Here is a 13,784-nt window from a genome sequence, read left to right on the forward strand (position 1 = left end):
CCTTTCCATCGAGATGCCAATGACGGTGGCGGGCTCGTCCCTGGTGCGTCCGCGGCGCCTGCCGCCGGAACGTCAGTCCCGCCATCTGTCCCGGCACAACCAGGTCAACCGCTCCGAGAAGTGGTGTCGCCAGAGCCACCATGGAAGTCGTCGGTGCGCGATGAAGGACCAGAGGTCGTCATCGGCCTCGTTGCCACGCGGGCAACCGCGCAGGAGATCGAGAGATCGTCGATCAACGGTCCGATGCAGACGGGCGACGTGTGCCAGAGCGACGACACCTTGGCGGCGGACCTCCGGGTCCTCGGCCTCCAGCGCCATGGCGACTCGGGGCAGAATCGCGTCCGCCTCCGGATGGTTGAGAGCGAGCGCGATCACAGCCACCCCGACGAGCGGATCGTCCCGGCCGAACGCGGCATCGACCTCCTCGGGCCGATCGATCCAGCGCAGGGTGGAGCCGTCCTGCCAGTTCAGGACAGGTGCCGGATCGACAGGGCCGCTCTTGTCCGGGTGCACGGCCCGACCCTACCGAGCCTCACCCGCAGAAACCCTGGGCGTCACTAGACGGCGTCCCTGTCGGCCGTTTCGTGGGGTGCTCGGGCGGGGCGGGTGGTCTTGGGGGTGTGGGGGCTGGTTGGTACGAGGGTGAGGCCGAGGAGGGGGGTGGTTGCGAGGAGGAGCCAGGGGGTGGGGCCCGGGTGGGTCAGGAGGGCGCCCGTCGGGGGTGACGCGGCGAGGACCGCCAGGCCTGCCAGGGAGGAGAGGGCGCCGGTGGCCAGGCCCAGGTGGCGTTCGTTCACCAGGTCCGGGAGGAGGGCGCGGGTCGCGGGCAGGATCAGCATCTGGCCGAGGGTGAGGAGGACGGTGAAGGTGACCGCCGCTCCGAGGCCCCCGTACGAGCTGAGGGCCGCCGTCGCGGCGAACGCGGCGGACGTCAGGAGCAGTCCCGCGCGGATCATGGCCGTGCTGTCGAGCCGGGCGGACGCGAGCCGTTCCAGGGGGCCCGAGCCGAACACGACGAGCGCCGAGGAGAGGGCGAACAGCCAGCCGAGGGCGGCCTGGGAGCCGGTGGCGCGGTCCAGTTCGGCGGGGAGGGCCAAGTAGAGCTGGTTGTAGGCGAGGAGGTAGGTCGCGTACGCGAGGGCGAGGCGGAGGAAGCGCCGCTCGCCGAGGACCGCCCGCCACTCCCCCGGGCTCCTTTCCTGGCCGCCGCCGCGCGGCATCAGCCGTACGGCGGCGGCGAGGACGAGGGCGAAGACGCCCGCCCCGGCCAGGCAGGCGGTGCGGAAGTGGCCTTCGCCCGCCCCGTACAGGAGCAGCGCGCCGATGACGGGGCCGAGGAGGGCGCCGGCCTGTCCGCCGGCGGAGAAGCGGGCCAGGGTCCGGGTGCGGCGGGGGCCGCCGGCGCGTTCGACGCGGAGCGCCTCGCGGGCGATCTCGGACTCGACGGCCGGGGAGAAGAGGGCCGCGGCGAAGCCGACGAGGACGACCGCTCCGACCACCGTCCAGGCGCTCGACGCGAACGCAAGCCAGACGAAGCCGGCGATCCGGAGGGCGCAGCCCACCAGGACCAGGGGTCGGGGGCCGTACCGGTCGGTGAGGACCCCGCCGACGACGAACAGGCCCTGCTGGCTGAACGTCCGCAGGCCCAGGACGAGTCCGACGAGCGCGCCGCCGAGTCCGAGGGCGCCGCCGAGGTGGTCGGCGAGGTAGGGGAGGACGGCGAAGAAGCCCACGTTGAAGGCGAACTGGCTGGAGATGAGCAGGCGGGCGAGGGGGGTCACGCGGTGAGCTTTCCGTCGTGCATGGTCAGGACGCGGTCGCAGGTGTGCCGCACCGCCGCCCTGTCGTGGGAGATGAGGAGGCAGCCGACTCCCAGGGTGTCCTGAAGGTCCATCAGGAGGTTGAGGACGCCGGCGCGCAGGGAGGGGTCGAGGGCGGAGGTCGGCTCGTCGAGGACGAGGAGTTCCGGGCCGGTGGCCAGGGCGCGGGCGATCCCGGCGCGCTGGCACTGCCCGCCGGAGAGTTCGTGGGGCAGCCGGTCGCCGTGCGAGGGGTCGAGGCCGACGAGACCGAGGAGTTCGGCGACGCGTGCGGGTCCTTCGGCCCGCGTCCAGCGTCCGTGCACCCGTAGGGGTTCGGCGATCTGGTCGCGGATGCGGCGGCGCGGGCTGAGCGCTCCGTACGGGTCCTGGAAGACCGGCTGGAACCGGGGGCGCAGCGGGCGCAGTTCGCGCTCCGGCAGGGTCGTGAGTTCGACGCCGTCGAACCGGACCGAGCCCGCGTCGGGGCGCAGAAGCCGCAGGACGGCCGCGGCCGTGGTCGACTTGCCGCAGCCGGAGGGGCCGACGAGGCCGACGGTCTCGCCGGCCGCCACGTCGAACGACACCCCGTCGACGGCGGTGCGGTCTCCGTACCGTACGACGAGGTCACGGACCTGGAGCAGGGCGTTCACGCGGTCTCCCCGAGGGGGTGGTGGCAGGCGACCCGGCGCCCGTGGACGGTCCTCGGTGGGGGGTCCTCGCGCCGGCAGAGGGCGGTGGCGTCCGGGCAGCGGGGCGCGAAGGCGCAGCCCTCGCCCGTGGCACCCGGGAGCGGTGGCGCTCCGGCGAGGACGGGCAGCCGGGAGCGGTGCGGCAGGCCGGCCGTGGGGAGGGAGGCGAGGAGGGCCCGGGTGTACGGGGCCGCCGGGCGCTCCAGTACGCGTTCCACGGGGCCGAGTTCGGTGACCCGGCCCGCGTACAGGACGGCCGTCCGGTCGGCGTGGCGGCGTACCGCCTCCAGGTCGTGGGTGACGAGCAGCAGGGCGGCGCCGGCCGCCGCGCACCGCTCCTTCAGGAGCGTGAGGATCCGCTCCTGGCGGTCGGGGTCGAGGGCCGTGGTCGGTTCGTCGGCGACGACGAGGTCGGGCTCGTTGACCAGGGCCAGGGCGATCACGGCGCGCTGGCGCATGCCGCCCGAGAGGGCATGCGGGTACGCGGCGGCGGCCTCCGGTGCGAGGCCGGTGTCGGCGAGCGCCCGACGGGCGGCCGCGCGCGCCTCGCGACGGCCGAGGCCCTGGACGGACCGTACGGCCAGGGCGAGTTGGTCCTCGACCCGGTGGACGGGTGAGAGGGCCGACAGGGCGTCCTGCGGGATCCGGGCGATGCGGCGGCCGAGGTCGGCCGGGGTGACGGGGGTGCCGTGGAGCAGGATCCTGCCGGAGACGGCCGCCGTGCGGGGCGCCATGCCGAGCAGCGCGCGGGCCGTCAGCGACTTGCCCGCGCCGGACTCGCCGACCAGGGCGAAGACCTCGCCCGCGGACACCTCGAATCCGATCCCGCGCACGACCTCGACGCCGGCGGGGGCGGCCCCGGGGAACGAGACGCGGAGGTCGTCGACGGAGAGGAGCGGTTCAGGAGACGGGGGCGGCAACGGAGCGGGCCTTCCTGGGGGTGGTGCGGGAGTTCACGCGGGCCGGGGCGGCGTGGGAGAGGCGGACGGCGAGGGCGGCGAGCAGGGCGAGGGCCACGGCCGGGGCGAGGGCGGCGACGGGGGCCCGTTCGACGTAGTCGGCCGACTCGTCGAGGAGCAGGCCCCACTCGGGCGAGGGCGGCTGGGCGCCGAGGCCGAGGAAGCCCAGCGAGGCGAGGGCGAGGGCGATGCCGGGCAGCCGCAGCACCGCGTGCCGGGCGACCGGGCCCGCCACCGAGGGCAGCACGTGCCGTGTCGCGATCCACCACGGGCCCGCGCCGAGGGCGCGTTGGGCCTGGAGGAAGCGGGAGGCGCGGACCTCCTGGGCCAGGGCGGCCGCGTGGGCCGCGAGCGGCGGCCAGGAGATCAGGGTGACGGCGAGCGCCGCCGTGCCCGCGCCGGGGCCGGTCACGGCGGCGACGAGCAGCCCGACGATCACCGGGGGCAGGGCGTTGGCGATGTCCGAGAGCCCGGCCGCCGTACCCGGCAGGAAGCCGAGCGCGAGGGCGATCACACAGCTCAGCGCGGTCACCGCGGCGGCGGTGCCGACGGTGGCGGCGGCGCCGTGCCCGAGGCGGGCGAGGACGTCACGGCCGAGCGCGTCCGCGCCCAGCGGGTGCGCGGCGGACGGGTCGGCGAGCCGGGAGGCGACGTCGACGGCGTACGGGTCGCGGAACAGGCCCCAGCCGATCACCCCCGCCAGCACGGCGGCCAGGAGCAGCGGGACCGCTGGGGACACCCGCGTCGGCCGGGGCGGCGGCAGGCTCAGGCCCGCCTCGCGCAACGCGGGGCCGAGCAGCCGGCGCCGTACGAGCGAGGCCGCGCCGCCGACCAGGAGGCCGAGGACGAGGAGGGCGAGCACACAGCCCTGGAGCAGCGGCAGGTCCTGCGCCTTCGCCGCGCCGAGCGCCGTACGGCCGATGCCGGGGACGGCGAAGACCGTCTCCACGGCGACGGCGCCGCCGGTGAGCCCGACGACCACGAGTCCGAACTGCGGGACGAGCGGCGGCAGGGCGCGGCGGAGCGCGGCCCGCGTGATCCGGGCGCGGCTTGTGCCGGCGCCGCGCCACAGCTCCACCCACGGCTCGTCGAGGACGGCGGGGACGGCGTCGGCGACGAGCCGGCCGAGGAGCGCGCCCGCCGGGACGCCGAGGGCCAGCGCGGGCAGCACCATGTGGGACGGTCCCGCCCAGCCGGAGGTGGGCAGCAGGCCGAGCCATACACCGGCGACGATCAGCAGCGTGAGGGAGAGCAGGAACTCGGGGAGCGACGTGAGCGCCGCGGCTACGGTGCCCGTCGTCGCCCGGCCTCGTACGAGTGCGGGCGCGGCGAGCAGCGCCCCGACGAGGGTCGCGACGACGAGCGCCGCGCCCATCAGGGTCAGCGAGACCCCGAGGCCGCCCAGGACGGCGGGCGCGACGTCGGTGCCGGAGACCCAGGAGACGCCGAGGTCACCCCGGAGCAGCCCGGCGGCCCAGCCGCCGAGGAGCCCCAAAGGGCCGGCGTCCAGGCCGAGATCGGCGCGGATGGCGGCGAGCGCCTCGGGCGTGGGCGCCTGCTCGGCGGACCGGGCGCGGAGCAGGCCGAGCGCGGGGTCCTTACCGGAGAGCCACGGCAGCAGCCCGACGACGGCCACGAGGAGGGTCAGGGCGACCCCTCGTCCACCGGCGGCCGCGAGGACGGGCCGCCAGGGGGCTGGGGATCCGGCGGGGCGCCGGCGGGACGGGGAGTCGGCGGGGCGCCGGCGGGACGGGGAGTCGGCGGGGCGCCGCCGGCCGGGCGCGCTCGCGGGGTTCATGGGCGGGCCTTCGTCAGGAGGGTTTTGAACGTCAGGGCCTTTGCCATCAGGGCCCGGGCGGCCAGGGTGGTCATCGACGGGGAGCTCACCGGATGTGGGTGTCCACGGTCACGAGTTCGCGTTCGCGCGGGTCGTGCGCGGCGTCCACGACGGTGGACGCGTCGCCCTGGATCACGCGTTCGTGCAGCATCGGCACGGCCGCGTCGGTGGCGAGTACGGCGGCCTCGGCGGCGATCACGGCCCGGCGGCGGGCGTCGCCGGTCGCCGTGCCGGTGGCGGTGGTGAGCGCCCGGTCGACGGCGGGGTCGGCGAGCTGGGCGATGTTGAAGGAGCCGTCGCCCGCGAAGTCGCTGTACAGGTACGCGGCGGGGTCGCCCGAGTCGAGGACCGTGGCGCGGGAGAGGACGAAGGCGTCGAACTTCCCGGCGAGCGCGTCGGCCTCGATGGTCGCGTACTCCCGTACGTCGAGCTTCACGGTGAAGCCGGCCTTCTGGAGCTGCTGCTGGAGGAGCTGGGCGACCTCGGGGAGTTCGGCCCGGTCGGTGAAGGTGCCGATGGTGATCGTGGCGCCCTTGGGGGCGGCGGGTTCCTGGGTGCGGCGGACGGGTGTGCGGAGTTCGGCCGCCCAGGGCAGGGCGGGGCCGAGGAGTCCGGCGGCGACGTCGGCCCGGCCTTCGTACACCCCCTCGACGAGGGCGCGCGCGTCCACCGCCTCGCGGGCGGCGGCGCGGAGGGCCGGGTCCTTGAACGGGCCCTTGCGGGTGTTGAGGTAGAGCGTGTTCGTCCGGGGCATGGGGACCTCGGTGATCAGCTCCGGGTCGAGGAGGCGGGCCTGGGAGACGGGGACGGCCTCGACGATGTCGGCCTCGCCGCTGCGCAGGGCGGCGGCCCGGGCGGTGCCGTCGGGGACGTACCGCACGTCGATGCCGGAGGCCTTCGCGCGGCCGCCCCAGTAGGAGTCGTACCGGTCGAGGGTCGCCGCGGCGGCGCCCTCGGCGCGGACCAGGACGAACGGCCCGGTGCCCGCGCCGACCGGGTTCACCGTCCCGCCCCGGTAGGCCTTGGCCGCGAGGATCGACAGCTGCGGCGAGCTGAGCCGCTGGGGGACGAGCGGGTCGGCGACGCCGGTGGTGACGGTGACGGTGCGGGGTCCTGTGGCCCGGGCGGTGAGGACGACGCCGTCGAGGATCCGGGGCTTGGGCGAGGCCTTGGCCGCGGTGGTCAGGGAGCGGACGACGGCCTCGGCGGTGAGGGGCGTCCCGTCGTGGAAGGTCACGCCCTCGCGCAGGGTGAAGGTCCACGTCGGGCCGGTCTGCCGCCAGGCGGTGGCGAGGGCGGGGACGGCGTTGCCGTCGCGGTCGAGCCGGACGAGGGTCTCGGCGGTCGACCACCGGGACAGCTTGAAGGCGTCGTCGGAGAGCGGGGAGAGGCCGGACCGGGGCGGCTGCATCATGGCGACGCGGAGGCGTCCGTCGTGGCCGGCGCCGGCGCTTCCGTCCCGTCCGGTGCCGCCCGTGCCGGCGAAGCAGCCGGTGAGGAGCGTCGCGGCCGCGGCGGTGAGGGCGAGGGCGGTCAGCGCCCGGCGGCGGGAGCGGGGTGCGGGGCTGTTTCCGGGCAGGCCGGAGCGTACGGGCAGGCGGCGCAAGGGAGGTCCTCGGAGGGCGTGGCGAGCGGGTGTGCGCCGACCATATCAGTATGACAATCGTTTTCATTACGCGGGATCCGCGCCGTCCTCCCGCCGCCACCGCACGCACGTTCCGCCCACGGCGAAGACGCGCCCGTCTCCATCCCGCCGTCACTACAGTCCGATCTCATGACGACTGTCACCACACGCACGGTCGAATACCCGGCCGACGGCCTCACGATGATCGGGCACCTCGCCCTCCCCTCCGGTACCGGACGCCGGCCCGCGGTCCTGATCGGACCCGAAGGGGCGGGCCTCAACGACTTCCAGCGCCGCCGGGCCGACGCCCTCGCCGAACTCGGTTACGTCGCCCTGGCCTTCGACCTCCACGGCGGCGGGCGCTGGTTCACCGACCCCCAGGAGATGCTGGCGCGCGCGATGCCGCTGCTCGCCGACCCCGACCGGTTGCGGGACATCGGCTTCGCCGCCCTCGACGTGCTGCGCGCCGAACCACGGACCGACCCCGACCGGATCGCCGCCATCGGCTACGGCACGGGGGGCGCCGTCGTACTGGAGCTCGGGCGCGCCGGCGTCGACCTGCGGGCGATCGGGACGATCAACGCGCTGGTCACCGGTCGGCCGGGCGAGGCGGCGCGCATCCGCTGCCCCGTGTGGGTGGGGGTCGGGTCGGAGGACCCGATCATGGCCGCCGCGCAACGGGACGCCTTCGCCGAGGAGATGCGGGCCGCGGGCGTCGACTGGCGTCTCACGGTCTACGGCGGCGCCCTGCACGCCTTCCACCACCCGCCGGTCGACCAGGAGGTGGTTCCCGGTGTCGGCCACCACCCGGTGCACGCGCGGCGGGCCTGGCGCGATGTCGTCGGCCTGCTCGAGGAGTGCGTCCCCGTCACGGACGGGACGCCCGTGACGGAGAAGGCGACGGAGTAGGGCAGGCGCTCAGCCGGGCGGCACCATCCCGCCCTTGAGGCGTTCGATGTCCGAGGCCCGGACCTGGATCACGAAGAGCGCGACCAGAGCGCCGACCACGGCGAACACCGCCGCCGTGACGAAGCCCGCGGAGACTCCGGAGGTCAGCACCTCGTCGGCCCACGGGGGCGGGAGCTGGCCGGTCCTGGCGAACTGGGACTTCTCCAGCGGGCCCGCCTGGGAGAGGAACGCGGGGACCTGCTTGTCCGCCTCCGTGCGGCTGGCCGTGCCGAAGACCGTGACCAGGATCGAGAGGCCCAGCGAACCTCCCACCTGCTGCGTGGCGTTGAGCAGGCCGGACGCGGCGCCGGAGTCCCGCTGTTCGACGTTCGACAGCGCCATGATGGTCAGCGAGACGAACATGAAGCCCATGCCGAAGCCGAAGACGAGGATCGGTCCGAGGATGCTGCCGAGATAGGTGGAGTCCACGTCGGTCAGGGTCAGCCAGGAGAGGCCGAGTGCGGCGAGCACCGAGCCCGTCACCATGAAGGGCTTCGGCCCGAACCGGGGCAGCAGGGTGGACGTGAGCCCCGCGGCGACCGCGATGATCGCGCTCACCGGCAGGAACGCGAGGCCCGTCCTCAAGGGGCTGAAGTCCAGCACCTGTTGCACGAAGAGCGTGAGGAAGAAGAACATCCCGAAGATCGCCGCCGCCAGGCAGAGCATGATGGCGTAGGTGCCGGAGCGGTTGCGGTCGCCGAACATCCGCAGCGGCGTGATGGGTTGCCTGGAGCGCCGTTCGACGAGGAGGAACACGGCGAGGAGCACCACCGCCGCGGCGAAGGAGCCGATCGTGTACGGGTCGCGCCAGCCCTCCTGGGCGGCGCGGATGAACCCGTAGACGAGCGCCACCATGCCGAGCGTCGAGGTGAGGGCGCCGGTGAAGTCGAAGTGGCCGGGGCGCCGCTCGGACTCCTTGACGTGGCGGGGGGTGAGGAAGGCGATGAGCAGGGCGATGGGGACGTTCACGAAGAAGATCCAGCGCCAGTCCAGCCACTGGACGAGCACGCCTCCCGCGACCAGGCCGATCGCGCTGCCGCCGGCCGAGACGGCCGCGAACACGCCGAAGGCCCGGTTGCGCTCCGGGCCTTCCTCGAACGTCGTGGTGATGAGGGAGAGCGCGGTCGGCGAGGCGATGGCGCCGCCGACGCCCTGGAGTGCCCGGGCCGCGAGGAGTTGCCATTCGCTCTGCGCGAGTCCGCAGAAGAGCGAGGCGAGTCCGAAGAGCAGCACGCCGAAGATGAAGACCCGCCGCCGGCCCAGGATGTCGCCGGCGCGGCCGCCGAGCAGCAGCAGGCCGCCGAAGGTGAGGGTGTAGGCGTTGACGACCCAGGCCAGACTGGTCGTGGAGAAGTCCAGGGCGCTCTGGATGTGTGGGAGCGCGATGTTCACGATCGTGATGTCGAGGACCACCATGAGCTGGCAGGACGCGATCACGAACAGGGCGATGCCCTTTCCGTCGCTGCCTTTCCTCTGGGTGGCGGTCTGTGCCGGTGTCGTCGGCTGGGGAGTACTCATGGTGGCGCCTCGGGGCTTCGCCTGCTGAGTGATCCGTGGGCCGGTCAGTCCACCTTTCGACACTAAGCCCGGCCCGCACGGGTGACCAGTTGATCAAGCGTGCGCCGTCTCGTCCAGGACAGCGAAGCCGTCGAGTTCCACGAGGGCCTGTTCGTCCCAGAGGCGTACGACTCCGATGACGGCCATCGCCGGGTAGTCGCGGCCCGCCAAGCGGCGCCAGACGCGGCCCAGTTCATGGGCGTGGGCGCGGTACGCGTCGACGTCGGTGGTGTAGACGGTGACGCGGGCGAGGTCGGCGGGGGTGCCGCCGGCGTGCCGCAGGGCGGTGAGGAGATTGGCGAGGGCGGTGGTGAACTGCTCGGTGAGGGTGTCCCCCACGACGGTGCCCGCCGTGTCGAGGGCGGTCTGTCCGGCGAGGAAGACCAGCCGGGTTCCGGTGGCGGTGACGGCGTGGGAGAAGCCGCTGGGCGGGGAGAGTTCGGCGGGGTTGTGCCGGTGCAGGCTCATGGGGACGGCTCCTCCTGGCTCCTGTCGGCGGTGCGCCGGTGGGACGCGTACAGCTCCTTCGCGATGATCGTGCGCTGGACCTCGGTCGCCCCCTCGTAGATCCGGGGTGCGCGGACCTCCCGGTAGAGGTGTTCCAGGAGGTGGCCGCGTTGCAGGGCGCGGGCGCCGTGGAGCTGGACGGCGGCGTCGACGACGTACTGGGCGGTCTCGGTGGCGAGCAGTTTGGCCATGGCGGAGCGCCGGGGCACATCCGGGTCGCCCTCGTCGTACGCGGTGGCCGCCGCGTACACGAGGAGGCGGGCGGCCTCGGTGCGGGTGGCCATCTCGGCGATCCGGTGGGCGACGGCCTGGAGGTCGGCGAGCCGGCCACCGAAGGCGGGGCGGGCGGCGGTGTGGGCGAGGGCGGCGTCCAGGGCGGCCTGGGCCATGCCGACGGCGAAGGCCCCGACGCTGGGCCGGAAGAGGTTGAGGGTGTGCATGGCGACCCGGAAGCCCTGGTCAGGTGCCCCGAGGAGGTCCTCGGGGCCGACGGGGACGCCGTCGAAGGTGAGGGTGCCGAGGGCGTGCGGGGCGAGCATGTCGAGGGGTTCGCCGCCGAGGCCCGGCCGGTCGGCGGGGACGAGGAAGGCCGTGACGCCCCGGGCGCCCGCGCCCCGGGTGGTGCGGGCGAAGACGGTGGCGAAGTCGGCTTCGGGTGCGTTGGAGATCCACTGCTTCTCGCCGTGCAGGCGCCAGCCGCCGCGTCCGTCGGGGACGGCGTCGAGGGCGAGGGCGGCCGCGTCGGAGCCGGCGCCCGGTTCGGAGAGCGCGAAGGCGGCGACGGCCCGTCCGGCGGTGACCTCGGGGAGCCAGCGGGCGCGCTGGGCGGGGCTTCCGAAGGCGGCGACGGGGTGGCCGCCGAGGCCCTGGAGGGCGAGGGCGGTCTCGGCCTCGGTGCAGGTCCTGGCGAGGGATTCGCGCAGGAGGCAGAGGTCGAGGGCGCCCGCGTCGAAGAGCCGGGCGAGGAGGCCCAGTTCGCCGAGGGCGGCGACGAGGGGGCGGTTGACCCGGCCGGGTTCGCCCTTCTCGGCGAGGGGCCTCAGGCGTTCGGCGGCGAGGGCGCGCAGCTCCGCACACCAGGTGATCTGTGCCGTATCGAGCGAGAATGCGGGCATGTGGGCCCTCTCCGACGCCCTCGGGCGTCCTCGTCCCTGCGCCGTCGGGCGTCTGCGTCCCGGCGCCGCCCGGCGCCGTCCTCCGGGTGCTCCCCGGCACCCTTGTCGCGAACCGTTGACTGCCGTCACCAACACGATACGCTCGTGGAGCGACGGGCGACCCCACCACGACAGGGGGACGAACTCATGGAGCTGACACCCTCGGCCCACCTCGACACCTTCGCCCGCGACCGGCTGCCGCCGCCGGACCGGTGGCCGCGTCTCCTCTTCGACCTCCCCGAGCTGGCCTACCCCGACCGGCTGAACTGCGGCGCCGAGCTCCTCGACCGTACGGTGGAACGATTCGGCGCCGACCGGCCCGCCTTCCACGACGGCGAGGGCGGCGTCTGGAGCTACGGGGAGCTCCAGGAGCGGGTCGACCGCATCGCCCACGTCCTCACCTCCGACCTGCGGGTCGTGCCCGGCAACCGGGTCCTGCTGCGCGGCCCCACCACCCCCTGGCTCGCCGCCTGCTGGCTCGCCGTGATGAAGGCGGGCGCGATCGCCGTCACCGTCCTCGCGCAGCAGCGCGCCCCCGAGCTGGCCGTCATGGCGGAGGCGGCCCGCTGCACCCACGCCCTCTGCGACGCCCACGCCGTCGACGAGCTCCTCGCGGCCCGGATCCCGGGGCTCCGCGTCACCCCCTTCGGCGGGGAAGGACCGGACGACCTCCTCGCCCTCGCGGCCCGCCGCCAGGGCCCGTACCCGGCGGTGGAGACGGCCGCCGACGACGTGGCCCTGATCGCCTTCACCTCCGGCACGACCGGGCAGCCCAAGGGCTGTGTCCACTTCCACCGGGACGTCCTGGCCGTCGCCGACACCTTCTCCGCGCACGTCCTGCGCCCGCTGCCCGACGACGTGTTCGCCGGTTCGCCGCCGCTCGCCTTCACCTTCGGCCTCGGCGGGCTCGTCGTCTTCCCCCTGCGGGCCGGGGCGAGCGCGGTCCTGCTGGAACAGGCCGGGCCGAAGCAGCTGCTCGCGGCGATCGAGCGGCACCGGGTGTCGGTGCTCTTCACCGCCCCGACGGCCTACCGGGTCATGCTCGGCGAGATGGCCCAGGGCACCGCCCCGGACGTGGGATCGCTGCGCCGCTGCGTCTCCGCCGGCGAGAACCTGCCGGAGGCGACCTGGAAGGCCTGGTACGCACGGACCGGCCTCCGCCTGATCAATGGCATCGGCGCCACGGAACTCCTCCACATCTTCATCTCCGCCGCCGACGGCGACGTCCGCCCCGGCACCACCGGCCTCCCGGTGCCCGGCTGGCAGGCCAGGATCGTGGACCGCGACGGCCGGGACGTGCCGGACGGCCAGGAGGGACTGCTCGCCGTGCGCGGGCCCGTGGGCTGCCGCTATCTGGCCGATCCCCGCCAGTCCGAGTACGTACGGGAGGGCTGGAACGTCACGGGTGACACGTACGTCCGCGAGCCCGACGGCTGGTTCCGCTACGTCTCACGGGCCGACGACATGATCATCTCGGCCGGCTACAACATCGCGGGGCCGCAGGTCGAGGAGGCACTCCTCGACCACCCCGACGTGGTGGAGACCGCCGTGGTGGGCCGCCCTGACGAGCTGCGCGGCCAGGTCGTCGTGGCGTACACGGTGGTACGGGACGGGGTGCCGCGCGACGCGACCACGGCCTCCGCGCTGCGGGCCTTCGTCCGCGCCCGGCTCGCCCCGTACAAGTCGCCCCGCGAGATCGTCTTCCTCGACGCGCTGCCGCGCACGGCGACGGGCAAGCTCCAGCGCTTCCGGCTGCGGGACGCCCCGTCCGGGCACCCCCTAAAGTGATCACGTGGCCGAGCAGCACACTCCCCGATCCCTCATCGTCTCCCTGTACGGCGCGTACGGTCGTGCGCCCGACGGGTCGCCGGTGCCGGTGGCCGCGCTCATCCGGCTCCTCGCGGTGCTCGGGGTGGACGCGCCCTCCGTGCGCTCCTCGGTGTCGCGCCTGAAGCGGCGCGGGCTGCTGCTGCCGCGCCGGACGGCGGACGGCGCCGCCGGATACGCCCTCTCCGAGGACGCCCTCCGGCTCCTCGACGACGGTGACCGCCGCATCTACGCCCGTACCGAGCCGAAGCTCTCCGACGGCTGGGTCCTCGCCGTCTTCTCGGTCCCCGAGGCCGAGCGGCACAAGCGCCATCTGCTGCGCTCCCGGCTCGCCCGGCTCGGCTTCGGCACGGCGGCGCCGGGCGTCTGGATCGCACCGGCGCGGCTGTACGAGGAGACCAGGAACGCCCTGGAGCGCCTGGAGCTCTCCCCGTACGTGGATCTCTTCAGGGGCGACCACCTGGGGTACGCGGCGACGGCCGGGGCGGCGGCCCGCTGGTGGGACCTGCCGGCGATCGCCGCGCTCCACGAGGAGTTCCTCACGGCCCACGAGCCGGTGCTGCGGGCCTGGCGGACGGCGCCCGCGGGCCCCGAGGACGCCTACCGTGACTACCTCCTCGCCCTCGACTCCTGGCGCCGGCTGCCGTACGCCGACCCCGTGCTCCCGGCGGAGCTCCTCCCGGACGACTGGCCGGGCAGACGCTCGGCGGAGGTCTTCACGGCCCTGCACGAGCTGCTGCGGGACCGGGGCGCGGAGTTCGTGCGGGGCTTCTTCGGGGAGTGGACGGGGGACCGGCCGCCGGGACAGGACACATCTCCCCGCCAGGCCTAGAGTCGTCAGTAGGAGGCATTCCGGCCACCGCGTCATCGTCATCGCGGA

At 74.7% G+C, this 13,784-nt stretch carries 12 protein-coding genes; 3 read left to right on the forward strand and 9 right to left on the reverse strand.

The annotated features are described in order from the left end of the window. Nucleotides 1–72: 72 nt before the first annotated feature. The 6 genes from ACZ4VK_RS13900 to ACZ4VK_RS13925 form a co-directional block, all read right to left on the reverse strand. Complete coding sequence (locus ACZ4VK_RS13900) at nt 73–513, reverse strand: hypothetical protein (protein ID WP_468351813.1); 441 nt, start codon at nt 511–513, stop codon at nt 73–75. A gap of 44 nt (nt 514–557) precedes the next feature. Continuing rightward, on the reverse strand, nt 558–1,865 hold the full coding sequence (locus ACZ4VK_RS13905) for an MFS transporter (RefSeq protein WP_468352070.1): 1,308 nt from the start codon (nt 1,863–1,865) through the stop codon (nt 558–560). Beyond that, entirely contained in the window at nt 1,778–2,452 is a 675-nt protein-coding gene (locus ACZ4VK_RS13910) for an ATP-binding cassette domain-containing protein (RefSeq protein ID WP_468351815.1), read from the reverse strand. Before ACZ4VK_RS13910 ends, ACZ4VK_RS13905 begins: the two co-directional genes overlap by 88 nt. After that, a complete protein-coding gene (locus ACZ4VK_RS13915) occupies nt 2,449–3,411 on the reverse strand; it encodes an ABC transporter ATP-binding protein (RefSeq protein ID WP_468351817.1) in 963 nt (320 codons plus the stop codon). The genes ACZ4VK_RS13910 and ACZ4VK_RS13915 overlap by 4 nt, the downstream gene beginning before the upstream one ends. Further along, nucleotides 3,392–5,248 carry an ABC transporter permease subunit gene (locus ACZ4VK_RS13920; RefSeq protein ID WP_468351819.1) on the reverse strand — a complete coding sequence of 619 codons (1,857 nt, stop codon included), beginning with the start codon at nt 5,246–5,248 and terminating at the stop codon, nt 3,392–3,394. Before ACZ4VK_RS13920 ends, ACZ4VK_RS13915 begins: the two co-directional genes overlap by 20 nt. 85 nt (nt 5,249–5,333) lie before the next feature. Continuing rightward, a complete protein-coding gene (locus tag ACZ4VK_RS13925) occupies nt 5,334–6,824 on the reverse strand; it encodes an ABC transporter substrate-binding protein (RefSeq protein ID WP_468352072.1) in 1,491 nt (496 codons plus the stop codon). A gap of 237 nt (nt 6,825–7,061) precedes the next feature. On the opposite strand from ACZ4VK_RS13925, the gene ACZ4VK_RS13930 reads away from it, so the two are divergent. Then, entirely contained in the window at nt 7,062–7,820 is a 759-nt protein-coding gene (locus tag ACZ4VK_RS13930; protein WP_468351821.1) for a dienelactone hydrolase family protein, read from the forward strand. 9 nt (nt 7,821–7,829) lie between these two features. Here ACZ4VK_RS13930 and ACZ4VK_RS13935 read toward each other — a convergent pair whose 3' ends face one another. From ACZ4VK_RS13935 to ACZ4VK_RS13945, 3 genes are all read right to left on the reverse strand, one after another. Continuing rightward, nucleotides 7,830–9,377: an MFS transporter gene (locus ACZ4VK_RS13935; RefSeq protein ID WP_468351823.1), complete on the reverse strand. Its 1,548-nt coding sequence runs from the start codon at nt 9,375–9,377 to the stop codon at nt 7,830–7,832. Nucleotides 9,378–9,470: 93 nt separating this feature from the next. After that, nucleotides 9,471–9,884 carry a RidA family protein gene (locus tag ACZ4VK_RS13940; protein ID WP_468351825.1) on the reverse strand — a complete coding sequence of 138 codons (414 nt, stop codon included), beginning with the start codon at nt 9,882–9,884 and terminating at the stop codon, nt 9,471–9,473. Next, entirely contained in the window at nt 9,881–11,038 is a 1,158-nt protein-coding gene (locus ACZ4VK_RS13945; RefSeq protein WP_468351827.1) for an acyl-CoA dehydrogenase family protein, read from the reverse strand. Before ACZ4VK_RS13945 ends, ACZ4VK_RS13940 begins: the two co-directional genes overlap by 4 nt. A 186-nt stretch (nt 11,039–11,224) precedes the next feature. On the opposite strand from ACZ4VK_RS13945, the gene ACZ4VK_RS13950 reads away from it, so the two are divergent. Then, nucleotides 11,225–12,865, forward strand: a complete 1,641-nt coding sequence (locus tag ACZ4VK_RS13950; RefSeq protein ID WP_468351829.1) for an AMP-binding protein — start codon at nt 11,225–11,227, stop codon at nt 12,863–12,865. A gap of 4 nt (nt 12,866–12,869) precedes the next feature. Beyond that, the gene (locus ACZ4VK_RS13955; RefSeq protein ID WP_468351831.1) at nt 12,870–13,736 is read left to right on the forward strand and encodes a PaaX family transcriptional regulator; all 867 of its coding nucleotides are present in this window, start codon (nt 12,870–12,872) and stop codon (nt 13,734–13,736) included. The last annotated feature ends 48 nt before the right edge of the window (nt 13,737–13,784 follow it).

It is taken from the genome of Streptomyces sp. NPDC028711 (genome assembly GCF_055565415.1).